At 66.3% G+C, this 17,261-nt stretch carries 16 protein-coding genes, 1 tRNA gene and 2 pseudogenes; 15 read left to right on the top strand and 4 right to left on the bottom strand.

What is annotated here, in order from left to right; translation table 11 throughout:
- Positions 1 to 17 precede the first annotated feature (17 nt).
- Together ACX5I6_RS17250 and ACX5I6_RS17245 are read right to left on the bottom strand one after the other, a co-directional pair.
- Entirely contained in the window at positions 18 to 731 is a 714-nt protein-coding gene (locus ACX5I6_RS17250) for a response regulator (RefSeq protein WP_285249010.1), read from the bottom strand.
- Entirely contained in the window at positions 728 to 2,362 is a 1,635-nt protein-coding gene (locus ACX5I6_RS17245) for a sensor histidine kinase (RefSeq protein WP_461841265.1), read from the bottom strand. The genes ACX5I6_RS17250 and ACX5I6_RS17245 overlap by 4 nt, the downstream gene beginning before the upstream one ends.
- A 158-nt stretch (positions 2,363 to 2,520) precedes the next feature.
- Between ACX5I6_RS17245 and ACX5I6_RS17240 the strand changes: the two genes are divergently transcribed.
- From ACX5I6_RS17240 to ACX5I6_RS17195, 10 genes and pseudogenes are all read left to right on the top strand, one after another.
- Positions 2,521 to 3,864, top strand: a complete 1,344-nt coding sequence (locus tag ACX5I6_RS17240; RefSeq protein ID WP_461841264.1) for a cation:dicarboxylate symporter family transporter — start codon at positions 2,521 to 2,523, stop codon at positions 3,862 to 3,864.
- A gap of 231 nt (positions 3,865 to 4,095) precedes the next feature.
- Entirely contained in the window at positions 4,096 to 4,995 is a 900-nt protein-coding gene (locus tag ACX5I6_RS17235; protein ID WP_018763515.1) for a ParA family protein, read from the top strand.
- Positions 4,996 to 5,003: 8 nt separating this feature from the next.
- Positions 5,004 to 5,819 carry a segregation and condensation protein A gene (locus tag ACX5I6_RS17230; protein WP_461841263.1) on the top strand — a complete coding sequence of 272 codons (816 nt, stop codon included), beginning with the start codon at positions 5,004 to 5,006 and terminating at the stop codon, positions 5,817 to 5,819.
- Positions 5,820 to 5,821: 2 nt separating this feature from the next.
- Positions 5,822 to 6,490: an SMC-Scp complex subunit ScpB gene (gene scpB, locus ACX5I6_RS17225; protein ID WP_461841744.1), complete on the top strand. Its 669-nt coding sequence runs from the start codon at positions 5,822 to 5,824 to the stop codon at positions 6,488 to 6,490.
- Positions 6,491 to 6,602: 112 nt separating this feature from the next.
- Positions 6,603 to 7,814 carry a pseudouridine synthase gene (locus tag ACX5I6_RS17220; protein ID WP_285249006.1) on the top strand — a complete coding sequence of 404 codons (1,212 nt, stop codon included), beginning with the start codon at positions 6,603 to 6,605 and terminating at the stop codon, positions 7,812 to 7,814.
- A 3-nt stretch (positions 7,815 to 7,817) separates the two neighbouring features.
- Positions 7,818 to 8,927 carry a prephenate dehydrogenase gene (locus ACX5I6_RS17215; RefSeq protein ID WP_461841262.1) on the top strand — a complete coding sequence of 370 codons (1,110 nt, stop codon included), beginning with the start codon at positions 7,818 to 7,820 and terminating at the stop codon, positions 8,925 to 8,927.
- Complete coding sequence (cmk, locus tag ACX5I6_RS17210; RefSeq protein WP_018763520.1) at positions 8,927 to 9,640, top strand: (d)CMP kinase; 714 nt, start codon at positions 8,927 to 8,929, stop codon at positions 9,638 to 9,640. Before ACX5I6_RS17215 ends, cmk begins: the two co-directional genes overlap by 1 nt.
- Positions 9,633 to 10,350, top strand: a pseudogene (locus tag ACX5I6_RS17205) (lysophospholipid acyltransferase family protein). Before cmk ends, ACX5I6_RS17205 begins: the two are co-directional and overlap by 8 nt.
- Before the next feature lie 10 nt (positions 10,351 to 10,360).
- A complete protein-coding gene (gene der / locus ACX5I6_RS17200; RefSeq protein WP_461841261.1) occupies positions 10,361 to 11,911 on the top strand; it encodes a ribosome biogenesis GTPase Der in 1,551 nt (516 codons plus the stop codon).
- 148 nt (positions 11,912 to 12,059) lie between these two features.
- Positions 12,060 to 12,136 (top strand) — tRNA-Pro (locus ACX5I6_RS17195).
- 96 nt (positions 12,137 to 12,232) lie between these two features.
- Here the strand turns inward: ACX5I6_RS17195 and ACX5I6_RS17190 are convergent.
- Positions 12,233 to 13,102, bottom strand: coding sequence for an Fpg/Nei family DNA glycosylase (locus tag ACX5I6_RS17190; RefSeq protein ID WP_461841260.1), 870 nt, complete (start codon positions 13,100 to 13,102; stop codon positions 12,233 to 12,235).
- A gap of 167 nt (positions 13,103 to 13,269) precedes the next feature.
- Here ACX5I6_RS17190 and gcvH point away from each other — a divergent pair, with 167 nt between their 5' ends.
- The 5 genes and pseudogenes from gcvH (at position 13,270) to ACX5I6_RS17165 (ending at position 16,356) form a co-directional block, all read left to right on the top strand.
- Complete coding sequence (gcvH, locus tag ACX5I6_RS17185) at positions 13,270 to 13,656, top strand: glycine cleavage system protein GcvH (RefSeq protein WP_018763524.1); 387 nt, start codon at positions 13,270 to 13,272, stop codon at positions 13,654 to 13,656.
- 156 nt (positions 13,657 to 13,812) lie between these two features.
- Positions 13,813 to 14,289, top strand: a complete 477-nt coding sequence (locus tag ACX5I6_RS17180) for an FHA domain-containing protein (RefSeq protein WP_018763525.1) — start codon at positions 13,813 to 13,815, stop codon at positions 14,287 to 14,289.
- A gap of 23 nt (positions 14,290 to 14,312) precedes the next feature.
- Positions 14,313 to 15,028 (top strand): annotated as a pseudogene (ftsR, locus tag ACX5I6_RS17175) (transcriptional regulator FtsR).
- On the top strand, positions 15,028 to 15,531 hold the full coding sequence (locus ACX5I6_RS17170) for a bifunctional nuclease family protein (protein ID WP_018763527.1): 504 nt from the start codon (positions 15,028 to 15,030) through the stop codon (positions 15,529 to 15,531). The pseudogene ftsR and the gene ACX5I6_RS17170 overlap by 1 nt, the downstream one beginning before the upstream one ends.
- Positions 15,532 to 15,762: 231 nt before the next feature.
- Complete coding sequence (locus ACX5I6_RS17165; protein WP_018763528.1) at positions 15,763 to 16,356, top strand: MerR family transcriptional regulator; 594 nt, start codon at positions 15,763 to 15,765, stop codon at positions 16,354 to 16,356.
- Positions 16,357 to 16,422: 66 nt separating this feature from the next.
- Here the strand turns inward: ACX5I6_RS17165 and ACX5I6_RS17160 are convergent, their stop codons facing one another.
- Complete coding sequence (locus ACX5I6_RS17160; protein WP_461841259.1) at positions 16,423 to 17,241, bottom strand: ParA family protein; 819 nt, start codon at positions 17,239 to 17,241, stop codon at positions 16,423 to 16,425.
- Between the last annotated feature and the right edge of the window lie 20 nt (positions 17,242 to 17,261).

Raw genomic sequence — 17,261 nt, 5'->3', positions numbered from 1 at the left:
GATGTCCGCCCTGCACCTCAGCGGGCGGTCCACCGGTATTCGTTCTCCGGCCTGCCGGGGGTGCCGTAACGGGCCGTGCGGGAAACCGTGCCGGCATCGGCAAGGTATTCCAGGTACCTCCGTGCCGTTACGCGGGACATGCCCAGGGCATCCATGACCTCGGTGGCAGATACTGCGTCGGGCTGTTGGCGGAGGAACTCCTGGACCGAACCGAGGGTGGAGGTGGAGAGCCCCTTGGGCAACGGCAGTTCCGAGGGAGCCCGCAAGCTGGCGAAGGCCTGGTCCACGTCACTCTGCGAGGCGCCCCCTCTGCCGGCCCCGGCACCGGACCCGGCCAACTGCTGCCTGAACTGGCGGTAGCTTTCGAGCTTGTCGGAGAACGTGGCGAACGTGAACGGCTTGATCAGGTACTGGACCACGCCGATGGCGACGGCACTGCGGACGATGGCCAGTTCGCGGACGGCGGTAATGGCGATGATGTCGGCGAGGATTCCGGCCGAACGCATGCGCCGGGCAATGTCCAGGCCGTGCAGGTCCGGCAGGTTCATGTCCAGCAGGACCAGTTCCACGGGCTCTCCGGCTGCCACGAACTCGTTCAGCAGCCGCAGGGCCGACTGGCCGTCGGGGGCGGTCCCGGCAAGCTCGAATCCGGGCAGCCGCCCCACGTAGGCGGCGTGGGCTGCGGAGGCGATCGCTTCATCCTCAACGACGAGGACCCGGATGTTGCTCACTGGGTGTGCTCCTTCTCCGGGGGCACCGCCGCGGGCAGGAATACTTCGAACTTGGCGCCGTTCCGTCCATTGATGGCCAGCGTACCGCCCAAACGCCCCACAGCCTGGCGGACCAGCGCCAGTCCGACCCCGCGGCCTCCGGGGCCGGCCGGCTTCGTGCTGAAGCCATGCCGGAAGATCAGTTCGGCATCGGCCGGGTCGATGGGGGTACCGGAATCATTGACCGCGATGTCCAGTCCTTCCTCGTCAGCTTCCAGGGTCAGCTGGACCCGCCGCGGAGCGGGAGCATCGGCTGCCGCGTCAATGGCGTTGTCCAGCAGGTTGCCCATGATCGTCACCAGGTCCTGGACGGCCACACCAGGCGTCGAGCCTGAACCCAGGGTGGACACGTCCAGCTGCACCCCGCGTTCGTGGGCCTCGGCCACTTTTCCCATGACCAAGGCGCCCACCACCGGTTCGTCGATGGAGCTCACCATGTCATCGGTCAGCTGCTGGCTCAACGCCAGGTCCTTCGTGGCAAAGTCCAAGGCCTCCCCGGTCCGGCCCAGCTCAAGGAGCGAGACCATCGTGTGCAGCCGGTTGGCGTGTTCGTGGGTCTGCGCCCGCAACGCATCGGACAGGGTCCGCATGGTCTGCAGCTCGTTGCCCAGTGCTTCGATCTCCGTCCTGTCCCGGAGTGTCGCAACTGTTCCGTACACCGGTACCCTGCCGCGCGCACCGGGGGACTCCGGGCCCCGGGCGGGGCCTTGGTTGACCACCAGCACGCGGGAACCTGTCAGGACCATCTCGTCCTTGGTGGTGCGCCCGGACTCGAAGAGGCTGCGAAGCTCACTGTCCAGCGGGAGATCGGCCAACGACGGCGGCTTGGTGGGATCGTTGTTTCCGGTCTCGGTGAGGCCCAGCAGCTCGGCGGCCTGGTCGTTGTACATCACCACCCGCTTCCTGGCATCGATCAGGATCAGCCCTTCGCGGACCGAGTGGAGTACGGACTCGTAGTAGGCGAACAGCTGGGCCAATTGTTCGGGGCCCCAGCCGCGGGTCACGCGGCGGAGGTACCTGCCCAGCAGCCAGGAGGCCAGGGACCCGCCCACCAGCAGGGCAATGCCCAGGGCCAGCAGCACGGGGAGCCGGGCAGCGAACGCAACGTCGACGTTGCGGACCGTAACACCCACAGCCACCAGCGCCTTGATTGTTCCCGCTGAATCCTTGACCGGAACGATGGTCCGGACGGAAGGGCCCAGGGTACCCGCCGTGACTTCCGTAAAGGTGCGCCCCTGCAGGGCGGCATCGATGGAACCGATGTAGGGCCGGCCCAGTTCCTCATCCCGGGGATGCGTCCAGCGGGTCCGGTCGGGAGCCATGATGGTGATGAAGTCCACCCGTGCCGCGGCGGTGACATCTTTGGCGTACGGCTGCAGGAGGACGGAGGGATCCGGCGTGGCTGCTGCCTGGAGCACCAAAGGATTGGCGGCGATGGAGGCAGCCACGCCCTCCATCCGGCGGCCGGCTTCGTCATAGGTCCGGTCCCGTGCGTCGAGGTAGGCGGCAGTTCCCACGATGGCGATGAAGCACACGACGATCAGCAGGTTCGCCACGAAGAGCCGGCGGGCGATACTCCAACGGTGGATCATGCGTACCTCCATCTGACCCTGCGGGTGCCGCGACCAATATGAACGCAACGGTGAGCTGAATCACGGGGTGCCCAATGATGGATATCACATTGCAAGGACGTATCGAGCCCAGAGCCTGTGCCGCAGCGTCTATCAGAATATCCACAAGGAGACACATCATGGCTTCTCAACGAGGAGAGTCGCTCGGAACCGCGACGCCGCGGCGCAAGGGACTGGACAAGTCCCACTACCTGTACATCGCCGTCATCGCGGCAGTTATCCTGGGCGCACTGGTGGGCCTGCTGTTCCCGGAGGTCGCCAAGAACCTCAAGCCGCTGGGCGACGGTTTCATCAAGCTCATCAAGATGATGATCGCGCCGGTCATCTTCTGCACCATCGTCCTGGGCATCGGATCCATCGCCAAGGCGGCCACCGTGGGCAAGGTGGGCGGCCTGGCGCTTGGCTACTTCGTCATCATGTCCACCTTCGCCTTGGCCATCGGCCTGGTGGTGGGCAACCTGATCCACCCCGGTGAGGGCCTGAAGCTCAGCCCCTATGACCCCAACAAGAAGGCAGCCACGGACAGCACCGTCGACTTCCTGCTGGGCATCATCCCCAGCGACATCCCCGTGCTGCCCACCCTGTTGGCGGCAATCCTGGTGGGCTTCGCACTGCAAAAGATGGGCCCCCAGGGTGCTCCGATCCTCAAGGCCATCGGCCACGGCCAGGCCCTGGTGTTCCGCGTCCTCATCATGATCATGTGGCTCGCCCCGGTTGGCGCCTTCGGTGCCATCGCCGCCGTCGTCGGCGCTACCGGCGTCCAGGCCATCGTGAGCATGTTCACCCTGATGGTGGCGTTCTACATCACCTGTGCGCTGTTCATTGTCGTGATCCTCGGCGGGCTCCTCCAGGTGGTCGCCGGCGTCAACATCTTCAAGCTCATGAAGTACCTGGCCCGCGAATACCTCCTCATCTTCTCCACGTCCTCCTCCGAGGCTGCGCTCCCGCGACTGATCGCGAAGATGGAACACCTGGGCGTCTCGAAGCCCGTCGTCGGCGTCACCGTTCCCACCGGATACTCCTTCAACCTGGACGGAACGGCCATCTACCTGACCATGGCGTCCCTCTTCGTTGCCAACGCCATGGGGACCCCGCTGGACCTCGGCGCCCAGATCTCCCTGCTGATCTTCATGATCATTGCGTCCAAGGGCGCCGCCGGTGTGACCGGCGCCGGCCTGGCCACCCTCGCCGCAGGCCTGCAGGCACACCGTCCCGAGCTGCTCGGCGGCGTGGGAATGATCGTCGGCATCGACCGCTTCATGTCCGAAGCCCGTGCACTGACCAACTTCACCGGCAACGCCGTCGCCACCGTCCTGATCGGCACCTGGGTCAAGGAGATCGACGGCGGCCAGGTCACCCGCGTCCTCTCCGGCGAGGCCCCGTTCGATGAGCAGACCATGATCGCCGGGCACGGCGAAATGGCACCCAAGGAAGAAGGCGCCCTCGAGGTCGCCAAGGCCTGACCGGCACCTGCGGCAACGCCCGAAACCGCCCCTGCAGCCCCCGCTGCAGGGGCGGTTTTGTTCTGTCCAGCCTTCAACCTTCGACCTCAACTAGAGGGTCAAGGCTCAACATTCGCGGAAAGTCAAGTTCCGTCGAATGCCGTGTCGGGCGCTGTAACCTAAGGATCAGAACGAACGGCGCTGGCGAGCCAGCGGCAGGAAATCACCGTCATCGAAAGTGTGGACAGATACGTGAGCAGCGAACAGGGTTCAGCAACTCTGGAGGGCACGGAATTCGACCTGGAAAACGCGGTGATGGGCCCCACCGGGCGCCCATACCGGGAGTTCCCGGAACCCGCGCCGCTGTCCTCCCACGGCCCGGCCCGCGTCATTGCCATGGTCAACCAGAAGGGCGGCGTCGGGAAGACGACCTCCACCATCAACCTCGCCGCAGCGCTCGCGGAATACGGCCGCCGCGTCCTGCTGGTGGACTTCGACCCCCAAGGCGCGCTCTCGGCAGGCCTGGGCGTCAATCCGCACGAGCTTGACCTGACCGTCTACAACGTCCTGATGGACCGCAAGGTGGACATCCGCGACGCCATCCACCAGACCGGCGTCGAGAATGTCGACCTGCTGCCGGCCAACATCGACCTCTCCGCCGCGGAAGTCCAACTGGTCAACGAAGTGGCACGCGAGCAGGTCCTGGACCGTGCGCTCAAGAAAGTCGAAGACGATTACGACGTCGTCCTCATCGACTGCCAGCCGTCCCTCGGCCTCCTGACTGTCAACGCCCTCACGGCAGCGCACGGTGTCATCATTCCGCTGATCTGCGAGTTCTTTGCGCTCCGCGCGGTGGCTCTGCTGGTAGAAACCATCGACAAAGTCCAGGACCGGCTGAACCCGCGCCTGCAGGTGGACGGCGTGCTGGCCACCATGTACGACGCCCGCACCCTGCACAGCCGGGAGGTCATCACCCGCCTGGTGGAGGCCTTCGGCGACAAGGTCTTCGAGACCGTCATCAAGCGCTCCATCAAGTTCGCCGATGCCACCGTCGCCGCCGAACCCATCACCAGCTATGCGGGGAACCACGTGGGGGCTGACGCCTACCGCCGGCTGGCCAAGGAACTGATCGCCCGCGGCGGCGCACCGTAACCAACGCCGTGGCCGAATCAAAGCCCGGCTTCGAGGTGCGGCTGGCCAACTTCACCGGCCCTTTCGACCTCCTCCTGGGCCTCATTGCCAAGCACCAGCTGGATATCACCGAGGTGGCCATCGCCACGGTGACGGATGAGTTCATCAAATACATCCGGAAACTCCAGGAACTCGGCGAAGAATGGGCGCTGGATGAGGCAAGCGAATTCCTGGTGATCGCCGCGACGCTGCTCGACCTGAAGGCGGCACGGCTCCTCCCCGCCGGCGAAGTCGAGGACGACGAAGACATCGCCCTCCTCGAAGCGAGGGACCTGCTCTTCGCCCGGCTGCTCCAGTACAAGGCGTTCAAGCACGTGGCCGGAATCCTGGGCGAGACCCTGCACCGGGAGGGCCGGCGCTTCCCGCGGCAGGTGGCCCTGGAGGAGCAGTTCGCGGCGATGCTTCCCGAACTCGTCTGGAAGCACACGCCTGAACAATTCGCCGCCCTGGCCGGGGCCGCACTGCGGCCCAAAGCCCCGGCGGAACCGCCGCAGGTGGCTCTTGGCCACCTCCACGGGGGCAACGTCAGCGTCAAGGAGCAGGCCGAGATGCTGGGCCTGCGCCTGCAACGGCAGTCCCCGCTGACCTTCCGCTCCCTGATCGCCGACGCCGAGTCATCCCTGGTGGTGGTCGCCCGGTTCCTGGCGCTGTTGGAGCTGTTCCGGGACAAGGCCGTCTCGTTCGACCAGCTGTCCCCGCTGGCAGAGCTGGCAATCCACTGGACGGCCGATGGCCGGGACTGGTCGGCGGAGCATCTCAGCGAAGAATACGAGGAGCAACTGTGAACCTGGAACCGCAACAACCGGAGCCGGGGGAGGACTTTGGCGATGACCACGACGCCGAAGGGCTTCCCGGGGGCGCCAAGGCCGCCCTTGAGGCCGTCCTGATGGTCCTGGACGAGCCGGCCACGGAGGATGAGCTCGCCGCGGGGATCGGCCTCACGCCCGCCACGGTGCGCTCCCTGCTGGAAGAACTTCAACGCGAGTATGACGGCTATACTGTTAACGCCCCGGATATGGAGAATGCCAGCCACGCTGGTTTTGGCTCCAGGCCCCGGGGTTTTGAATTGCGGAACATCGCCGGTGGCTGGCGGATCTACTCCCGCGCCGAATTTGCCGACATCGTGGGCAAGTACGTGCTCGACGGGCAGACCACCAGGCTCACCCAGGCGGCATTGGAAACACTGGCTGTCATCGCGTACCGCCAACCCGTTTCACGGGCCAGGGTGTCTGCAATTCGCGGAGTCAATGTTGATTCTGTCGTACGGACACTCGCCCAGCGCGGGCTGATCGAGGATGCGGGAACCGATCCCGAGTCCGGCGCAATCCTTTACCGGACCACCTCCTATTTCCTTGAACGGATGGGAATCGGTTCAGTGGGGGAGTTGCCCCACCTGTCGCCGCACCTACCGGGGCTCGACGGGATCGCAGAGTTCTACGACGCCGACATGATGTAGGCAGGGCACGCCCTGTCCGCGTCAATTCACTTACCAGGGCAGACGAAGTCTGCACGGCTGGCTAGGGTTGTCCTTGGACATCTCTGCGGGCCAAAACATCGAAGGACGGGTCATGACACAGGCGGGACGCCAGGGTTCACCACGTAACGGATCAGGACGCGGCGGGAGCGACCGCAACGCGTCACAGCGCGGGAATTCACCCCAGCGCGGCAACCAGGGCGGAGGCTCACGGGGCGGCGCGGCAAAGCGTGCGTCCGCGTTCGGCGGCGACCGCCCGCAGCGGGCACCTAAGCCGCGCGAGGAGCGCTTCATCGACCCCGACCTTGCCGGGGACCAGCAAGGACGCGCAGCAGGAGGCTCCAAGCCGGCCGCGCCGTCGTCGCGCAAGCCCGCAGCCCGCAAGCCGGGGTCCAAAAAGGCCCCCGGAACTCCCGGCGCACCCAAGCCCAAATCGCGGACGGGCGCGCCCGGCGCCGCCGCCTCCCGCGCCTTCGGCAGCGAACGCTTCGGCCAGAACCTCGGCCCGGTCCGCAAACCGGCCCGCAGGAAGGGCCCCCGCGGCAACGTTCCCCAGTCCGAACTCCACGATGCCGACGGCGTCCGCCTCCAGAAGGTGATGGCGTCGGCTGGAGTGGCGTCCCGGCGTGTCTGCGAAGAGATGATCGCGGAGGGCCGGGTGGAAGTGGACGGCCAGGTGGTCACCGAGCTCGGTGTCCGCGTCGATCCCAAGACCGCCGTCATCCACGTCGACGGCCTGCGGATCCAGCTCGACGAAAACCTGGTCTACATGGTGTTCAACAAGCCCAAGGGCGTGGTGTCCACCATGGAGGACCCGGAGGGCCGACCCTGCATCAGCGACTTCCTGAAGAACAACAAGAACACCGGCGAACGCCTCTTCCACGTGGGCCGGCTGGACGTCGCCACCGAGGGGCTGCTGCTGCTGACCAACGACGGCGAGCTCGCCAACCGGCTGACCCACCCCTCCTACGAGGTACCCAAGACCTACCTGGTCCAGGTGCGCGGGCCGTTCCCGCAGGGTGTTGGTGCCCAGCTGAAGGCCGGCGTCGAGCTTGAGGACGGCTTTGCCAGCGTCGATTCCTTCCGGCTGGTGGACTCCACGCCCGGCCACGTGCTGATCGAGGTTGTACTCCACTCCGGCAAGAACCGGATCGTCCGCCGCCTCTTCGACGCCGTCGGGTTCCCGGTGCAGCGGCTTGTCCGCGTCAAGGTGGGCCCCATTGGGCTCGGAGACCAGCGACAGGGCAGCATCCGCAACCTGGGCAAGCAGGAAGTCGGCCACCTGCTGGCATCCGTAGGGCTCTGATCCATGTCCGCGTTCAAAAGCCACGGCCGCGGCCACCTGGACGGGCCTGTGGTGGTCATTGGCGCCGGACTGCTGGGTGCCAGCATCGGGCTGGGCCTGCGGGGGCGCGGCGTAGCGGTGTTCCTGTCCGACCCCTCACCCACCAACCAGGCAGTGGCGGTGGATATCGGGGCGGGCCGCCCGCTGTCCGAGCTCGGCAGCGGAAAAGCCCAACTCGTGGTGGTTGCCGCCCCGCCGGACGTTACGGCCGACGTCGTCTGCCAGGCACTCTCCGACTACCCTGACGGCGTGGTCGTGGACATTGCCAGCGTCAAGGCGGACATCCTTGCCCGGCTTCGGAGCCTGGATGCCGACCTTTCACGGTATGTGGGCACGCACCCCATGGCCGGCAGGGAAAAGTCCGGTCCGGTAGCCGCCCGCGGCGAGCTGTTCACTTCCATGCCGTGGGTGCTCTGCCCGTCGGAGGAAACCTCGGACCACGCCTTGCAGGTGGCCCGCTCGCTTGCCTCGGACCTCGGCGCCGTCGTCTCGCAGTTCACGGCGGAGGAACACGATGAAGCCGTCGCCCTGGTGTCGCACCTGCCCCAGGTCATGTCTTCGCTGCTGGCCAGCCGGCTGCAGGGCACGCCGCTGCATGCCCTGTCCTTGGCGGGCAACGGCCTGCGCGACGTCACCAGGATCGCCGCCAGCGATCCCACCCTGTGGGTTCAGATCCTGGGTGGCAACGCGGCCAAGGTCGTGGAGATCCTTTACGGCGTCCGCGAGGACCTGAACCGGCTCATCGGAACCTTGGAGCAGCCCACTGCACCGGGCGCCCGCCTGGACCTGGCCCAGCTCATCAGTGAGGGCAACGCCGGGCAGGCGCGGATTCCCGGCAAGCACGGCGGCCCGCCGCAGGCATATTCCTGGCTGACGGTGCTGGTGGATGACAAACCGGGCCAGATCGCGCAGCTGCTCACCGAGATCGGTGAAATCGGCGTGAATGTCGAAGATCTTCGGCTGGATCATTCATCCGGACAAAACGTCGGCATGGTGGAATTGTCAGTGTTGCCGAACAAGCACGACCACCTGATCGAAGCCCTCAACGACCGCGGATGGCGGGTACTCCAGTAATGACACAGGAACTTCTCGAAACCATGCGCGCGCTGCGTATCGGCCGGCCCCTGGTGGTCGCCATCGACGGGCCGTCCGGCTCCGGTAAATCCAGCGTGAGCAAGGAGGTCGCCCGCCGGCTCCGGCTTGCCTACCTGGACACCGGTGCCATGTACCGTGCCCTGACCTGGTACTGCGTGAGCGAGGGCATCGACCTGGCGGACACCCCTGCCGTGGAGCAGGCGTCCCGCGACTTTGTGCTGGAATTGAGCACCAGCCCGCAGGAGGAATACGTGCGGGTCGGCGGCGTGGACGTCACTGACGCCATCCGTGAGCCCGCAATCTCCTCGGCCGTCAGCGCCGTCGCCACCACGCTCGGCGCCCGGACCGAACTGATCCGCCGGCAGCGGGACCTGATTGAAAAGCACCACCGCCGCATGGTGGTGGAAGGCCGGGACATCACCACCGTCGTCGCGCCCGGCGCCGAAGTGCGCATGCTCCTCACGGCCAGCGAGGAAGCCCGCCTGCGCCGGCGCGGCATCCAACTGGGCGGCACCCAGAACGCCGAACAACTTGCCGCCCAGGTCACGCACCGGGACGCCAAGGACTCAACAGTGGTCAACTTCACGCAGGCAGCGGACGGCGTGGTCACCCTGGACTCCTCGGACTTGGACTTCGAGCAGACCGTGGACGCCGCGCTCGTGATCGTCACCAAGGTGCTCAACCGTGACTGACGCCGGAGCCGGCCTGCCGTCCGGTTTGACCACGGTATGGAGCAGGCCCGTGGGCTGGGTGCTGGACCATGTGGTCTACCGGACCTCCGTGACCGGCAGGAGCAACGTCCCCACCGGCGGTCCCGTCATCTTTGCGGCCAACCACATCAGCTTCCTGGACGGGCCGGTGATGTTCGGCGCGGCCCCCCGGCCCATGCACATCCTGGTGAAGCAGGAGATGTTCAAAGGCTTCCTGGGCCGGGTCCTCACCGCCTCCGGACAACTTCCCGTGGACCGGCGCGGGGACCGGGGCGCGCTGCAGCGCTGCAAGGCCGTGCTCGACGCCGGACGCTGCGTTGGGATTCTCCCCGAAGGAACGCGGGGGAGCGGGGCAGCAGCAGACATCAACGGCGGCGTGGCGTGGCTGGCCCTGAACACCGGCGCGCCGGTGGTTCCGGTGGCCATCCTCGGTACCCGCCAGGGAGCCGAACACCTCGATTCCGTTCCGCGGCCCGGGCGGCGCTTCCACGTCAGCTTCGGGACAGCCCTTACCCTGGCCCGCCGGGCCGGCGAAAGCGGGCGTGCTTCAATGGACAGGGCGGCGCAGGAAATCCGTGCGGCCCTGGCCGGGCATGTCCAGGACACCATCACCACCAGCGGGCAGCCCTTGCCTTTCGCTGGTCACCAAGACCTGACAGCAGTAGCCGGGGACGCCGGCAGATGACCACTAAGGACAGTGCAATGAGCGACACCACCCAGACTTCCGGGCATTCCGGTGCCGGCGACGACGAATACGTACCCACCGGCAACGACCAGGTCGCCGAACGCCTGGCGGCAATAGACGACGACGAAGCGGAGCTGCGTGCCGCCTCCCTCCGGGCCGGCCTTGAGGACTACGACCTCGACGAGGACGACGCCGCCCTGCTCAGCGGAGACTACGGCGACGAAGACCTTGAGGGTCCCCTAAAGCTTGATCCGGTCCTGGCCATTATCGGCCGCCCGAACGTGGGCAAGTCCACGCTGGTGAACCGGATCCTGGGCCGGCGCGAGGCCGTGGTGGAGGACACCCCCGGCGTCACCCGGGACCGCGTCATGTACTCGGCGAACTGGAACGGCCGCAACTTCACTTTGGTGGACACCGGCGGATGGGAACATGACGCCCGCGGCATCCACGCCCGCGTGGCCGAGCAGGCCGAGATGGCCGTGGAACTTGCCGACGCCGTCCTCTTCGTGGTGGACTCCGCCGTCGGCGCCACCGCCACGGACGAAGGCGTCATGAAGATGCTCCGCCGCAGCAAGAAGCCGGTCATCATGGTGGCCAACAAGGTGGACGACTTCGCCCAGGAAGCGGACAGCGCCGCACTGTGGGGCCTCGGCTTCGGCGAACCGTACCCGGTATCAGCCCTCCACGGCCGCGGCGTGGCCGACCTCCTGGACCACGTCATGGACGTCCTCCCCGAGTTCTCCACCGTCGAGGGCGTGGAACGGTCCGGCGGTCCCCGCCGGATCGCCCTGATCGGCCGTCCCAACGTGGGCAAGTCCTCGCTGCTGAACAAGCTCGCCGGATCCGAACGCGTGGTGGTGGACAACACCGCCGGCACCACCCGTGACCCCGTGGACGAATTCATCGAACTCGGCGGCCGCACGTGGCGCTTCGTGGACACCGCCGGTATCCGCCGCCGCCAGCACATGGCCCAGGGCGCGGACTACTATGCCTCCCTGCGGACGCAGGCCGCGCTCGAAAAGGCGGAGGTCGCCGTCGTCCTCCTCGCGGTGGACGAGGTCCTCAGTGAACAGGACGTCCGTATCCTGCAGCTGGCCATCGAGTCCGGACGCGCCCTGGTGCTGGCCTTCAACAAGTGGGACCTGCTCGACGACGAACGCCGCCGCTACCTGGAACGGGAAATCGAGCAGGACCTTGCCCACGTCGAGTGGGCTCCGCGGGTCAACATCTCCGCCAAGACCGGCTGGCACAAAGACCGCCTGGTTCCGGCCCTGGACCTGGCCCTGGAGAACTGGGACCGGCGCATCCCCACCGGGCGCCTCAATGCCTTCCTTGGCGAACTCGTGGCCGCGCACCCGCACCCGGTCCGCGGCGGCAAGCAGCCACGCATCCTTTTCGGCACCCAGGCCTCCAGCCGGCCGCCGAAGTTCGTCTTGTTCACCACCGGCTTCCTGGACCCCGGTTACCGCCGGTTCATCACCCGCCGGCTGCGCGAAACCTTCGGCTTCGAAGGCACCCCCATCGAGGTCAGCATGCGCGTGCGTGAGAAGCGCGGCCGGAAGCGTTAATTGCGACACACCTTGGGGCTGATCACCGGAAAGTGTCACAGGCACCCCTCCGGATCGTGTAAGCTCTTCTAGGTGGTTCGGCCGGACTGCTGATGGAAATCCCCGGAGCAATCCTTGGATGCGGATCAGCGGAGAACGGCGGAACCAGCGGGCTGTAGCGCAGCTTGGTAGCGCACTTGACTGGGGGTCAAGGGGTCGCAGGTTCAAATCCTGTCAGCCCGACCAAAAAGCGGAAAGCGCCGGAGATCATCTCCGGCGCTTTCCGCTTTTTTGGCGTTCCCGGCCGATCTCGCCCGGCCGGGTGCCTGGTTCCGGGACTGCCTATTTCAAGAACCTCGACGTCCTCCGGTCCGCCAGGATCTTGCCCTTCGTCTGGCAGGTGGGGCAGTACTGCAGCGCCGTGTCCGCGAAGGACACTTCACGGACGGTGTCGCCGCAAACGGGGCAGGGCTGGCCGGCGCGGGCGTGCACCCGCATGTGGCTTCGCTTGACGTCCTTGAGGTCTTTGGGCGGCTTGCCGCGGGCTTCCACCAGCGCCTGGCCCAGCACGCTGTGGATGGCGTCATAAAGCACCTGGACCGTCTCCCGGTCCAGGGACCTGGCGATGGCGAACGGGGAGATCCGCGCGGCGTGCAGGATTTCGTCGCTGTAGGCATTGCCGATGCCTGCAATGACGCTTTGGCTGCGCAGGAGCCCTTTGATCTGCTGCGAACTGCCATGCAGGATCTCCGCCAGCATGCCGGCGTCGAACGCCTCCGTGAACGGATCGGGACCCAGCGCCGCAATGCCCGGCACATCCTGCGGATCGCGCACCGCGTAGACCGCCAGGCTCTTCTTGGTGCCCGCTTCGGTCAGGTCCAGGCCCCGCGGGCCGTCCGGGCCGTTGAAGGTGCACCGGACGGCGATCAGCCCCTTGCCCATCCGCAGCTGGCTGTCCGCGGGGGAGTCGGTGAAGCGAACCCACCCCGCGCGCGCCAGGTGGAACACCAGCGACACGCCCGCGGTGTCGATGATGATGAATTTTCCAAAGCGCCGGACCCCGGAAACCAGCTGTCCCTCAAGGGCGCTGAAGGGCGGGTCGGCGGTTTTGAGGACGGCGAAGGACACGATCTGCAACCTTGAGATCGTGCACCCGCGCAGCTGCTCGTCCAGGAACGTGGCCAGGCCGGCCACTTCGGGCAGTTCCGGCATGGCTTACCTGCCCCGCCGCAGGGATGCTGCACCAGTGCTTGCACTCATGGGTCCCATCTTGTCAGAAACCCCGGTGCCCGCCCCGGCAGTTATGCCTATACTTTCAGCGGCGGCCCGATTTCCGGGCCCCTCGTGACCTTGGCGCGCACCCCGATGAAAGGCCCCCCATGAGCAACATTCCCGAAGACCTGTCCTACACCGCCGAACATGAGTGGGTTACGGCCCCCAATGCCGACGGCGTGGTCCGCGTGGGAATCACCGACTTCGCCCAGGACGCCCTTGGCGACGTCGTCTACGCCCAGATGCCCGAAGTCGGCACGAAGATTACGGCAAACGAAGTGGTGGGCGAGGTCGAGTCCACCAAGAGCGTGAGCGACATCTACGCCCCCGTTTCCGGTGAAGTCGTGGCGCGCAACGACTCCCTGGACAGCGATTCTGCCCTGATCAACACCGATCCCTACGGTGATGGCTGGCTTATCGAGGTCAAACTGGCCGAACCTGACGCCGTCGAGTCGCTGCTCAGTGCATCGGAGTACGAACAACAGGTAGGCTAAAGCTAACCGGTTAATCCGGTCCGGCTCCGCTTTGCAGGCAGGACGTCTTCGCACGTCAGTGGCCGGATCGGGAGCCGGTGCCGGACCTGCCGGGCAGGGTCGGTGAGCAATCGTCGGTTGCGGGCCAAGGCCCTGCACATCTAAGAGGAGGAATCCATGGCTGGCCACAGACACAACCCTGCCGATGGGGATTACGGCACGGGTGCGGCTAAGGCGTCGGAGACCACCTCGATCCATCTCACGCCGGTCACCGATGAACCCACCATCGCCCCGAAGCTTTCCTCGGACGAGCGCAATTCCGTGGAGGCCCTGCCGGCCGGTTCCGCGCTGCTGGTGGCGCACAGCGGCCCGAACGCCGGTGCGCGGTTCCTCCTGGATTCGGACGTGACCACCGCCGGCCGCCATCCGGATGCGGATATCTTCCTGGACGATGTCACGGTTTCGCGCCGGCACGTCGAATTCCGCCGCACCGCGCGCAGCTTCGAAGTCGTGGACAAGAACAGCCTCAATGGCACCTACGTCAACCATGACCGGGTGGACAGCGTGGAGCTCAAGTCCGGCAGTGAAGTCCAGATCGGCAAGTTCCGCCTCACCTTCTACCTGAGCCCTGCCACGGCTGCAGGCCGCAGCTGACCCGGGGACCACTGCCTGTGGCAATGGCACAACCGGAACGCCGGGGCCCCCAGGTCCTGAATATCGGCGAGGTCCTCGCCCAGCTCAGTGCTGACTTCCCGGGCATGACGGCGTCGAAGATCCGTTTCCTTGAGGAAAAGGGCCTGATTAATCCGCGCCGCACACCTGCCGGCTACCGGCAGTATTCGGACGGCGACGTCGAACGCCTGCGGTTCGTGCTCGCCCTGCAGCGCGACCAGTACCTGCCCCTGAAGGTCATCAAGGACTACCTTGACGCGATCGACAGGGAGAGCGGCCGGAAAACCTGCCGCCCGGCGTCGTGGTGTCCCCGCGTATCGTTTCGGACGAACTTGCCGCCGAGTTGCAGAACCGGGGACGGAAACTGAGCGAGGAGCAGCTTCGGACCGAATCCGGAGCCAGCGTCCCCTTGCTGCAGTCCCTGCTGAGCTTCGGCCTCATCAGCCACAGCAACGGACAGTTCGATGAGCATGCCCTCCAGGTCGCCCGCGCATGCGTGCAGCTTGAAAGCCATGGGCTCGAGCCGCGCCACCTTCGCCCCTTCCAGGCCGCGGCCGAGAGGGAATTTGGCCTCGTGGAACGTGCCGTCGCGCCGCTGGCCTCGCGCAAGGACTCGGCATCGCAGGCACGAGCGGCCGAGGCCGCCCGCGAGATCAGCGATCTTTGCCTCACCCTGCACCGGGCCCTGGTGCAAGACCACATCTCACGCATGGACATCTGATGATTGAAGTAGAGATCGTAGGCGTTCGCATCGAATTGCCGTCCAACCAGCCGCTGGTCCTGCTCAAGGAGATGCACGGCGAACGCCACGTGCCCATCTGGATCGGCACCCCTGAGGCCAGTGCCATTGCGCTGGCACAGCAGGGTGTTGTCCCGCCCCGGCCCATGACGCACGACCTCCTGGTGGACGTGGTGGAGTCGCTGGGCCACTCCGTGGTCAGCGTCAACATCGTGGCTGTGGAGGACAACATTTTTTACGGCCAGTTGCAGTTCGAGAACGGCACGACGGTCAGCTCCCGCGCCTCCGACGCCCTGGCCATCGCGCTGCGGGCCAAGTGCCGGATCTGGTGTGCCGATTCGGTCATGGACGAGGCCGGAGTGCGCATCACGGAGCACGATGAGGGGGAGGACACCGAGCCGGGCCCCACGGTGGACGAAGAGCGCGAAATGCGCCGGTTCCGCGAGTTCCTCGACGACGTGGAGCCCGAGGATTTCGACGGCTAAGGTCACGTTAAGGTTAAAGTTGAGGCTGAAAGTTTCGACACGCCTCTTCCAACCCCACAACGTCTTTGACCTCGGGACCTGCCAGGCCTAACGTCGAAGTATCAAGTTCCCTTGCTTACGGCAGCCGCGCAAGTCACACTGGAAAGTGCGCCCCGCGACAATTACACGCATGGTCTTCATGCCGAAGCTGCCTTAGAGAGTTCCTGGGAGCGTACGACAAGGAGGATCCAGGTGAGTCCCAAAGGCGAAGCAGGCGGGCTGAAACAGCCCACGGCTGGTGTTGCTGTGCCCGTGAGCGGTGCCCAGGGCCTCCTGTTCACCGAGGACCTTCCGGTACTGGATGAGGACGCGGGCTACCGCGGACCCACTGCCTGCAAGGCGGCGGGCATCACTTACCGGCAGCTCGACTACTGGGCGAGGACCGGTCTGGTTGAACCAGCCGTCCGCGGTGCCGCAGGCTCCGGCTCACAGCGGCTGTACGGCTTCCGCGACATCCTTGTCCTCAAGGTGGTAAAGCGCCTCCTGGACACCGGGGTTTCCCTGCAGCAGATCCGCACCGCCGTCGAACACCTGCGGGAACGCGGAGTTGAGGACCTGGCCCAGATCACGCTCATGAGCGACGGCGCCAGCGTCTATGAATGCACCTCAGCTGACGAGGTCATCGACCTGGTCCAGGGCGGACAGGGCGTCTTCGGCATCGCCGTCGGCCGCGTCTGGCGGGAAGTGGAGGGCAGCCTCGCGTCGCTGCCCAGCGAACATGCCGCGGAGCAGTCCTTTCCCGACGACGAACTGAGCAAGCGCCGTGCGGCGCGGAAGATCAGCTGACACAGTTTCCAAGAAGTAAGGGCCACCCTCCGGACGGAGGGTGGCCCTTACTCTTTGGAACGGGTCCTAGCGGGTACGGCTGCGCAGGCCGGCGCCTGTGGCCATGAGGTTGGCCAGGAGGTCGTCAAACAATGCTGCCGCGGACTTGGCCGAGTCGCCGGGCCAGTGATGCACGGGGTGGGCGGCACCCTGGATCTGCTGCCAGTTGGCCTGTTCCGGGATCCTCGGGCTCAACAGGAGTTCGCCGAACATGGATTCCATCTCCGCCAGCCGGTAGGTGTGCTCGGAGGAGCCCGTGCGGACCCGGTTGGCCACGATTCCGGCAGGGGACAGGTTGGGGGCGAACTCCTGGCGGAACAGCTGGATGGCACGCATGGTCCGTTCGGTGCCTGCCACCGAGAAGAGGCCGGGCTCGGCAACCAGCGCCACCTTGTCACTGGCGGCCCACGCCATGCGGGTCAGCCCGTTGAGGGACGGCGGGCAGTCGATGAGGACCAGCTGGTAGTCCGCGGCGCCGGCGAGTACGGCCGACAGCCTGCGGAGGTCGCGGCGGCCAAGGTCCGGCCGGTCGTAGATGCCCGTGTAGGCGGAGCCGACGGCGACGTCCAGGACGGCGGGGCCGGGACCATTGGCGGGGACGCGGTCAGCCCAGTTGCTTTGCACTACGTTCTCGGCCAGGTTTGCCCGGCGGGGGCTCTTCAGCATCCTGCCGATGTCCAGGTGGTCTCCGGGCTGGACTCCCAGGGCCGTGGTGGCGTCGGCATGCGGATCGAGGTCCACCACCAGCGTGCGAATTCCGGCGGCAAGCGCCGCAGACGCCAATCCTGTGGTGACGGAAGTCTTGCCGACTCCACCCTTAAGGCTGCTGATGCTGACTACTTGCACTTGAGAGACCAAAACCTAAC

Source organism: Arthrobacter sp. MMS24-T111 (genome assembly GCF_054888995.1).
This window is presented reverse-complemented; position numbering and strand designations above follow the sequence as displayed.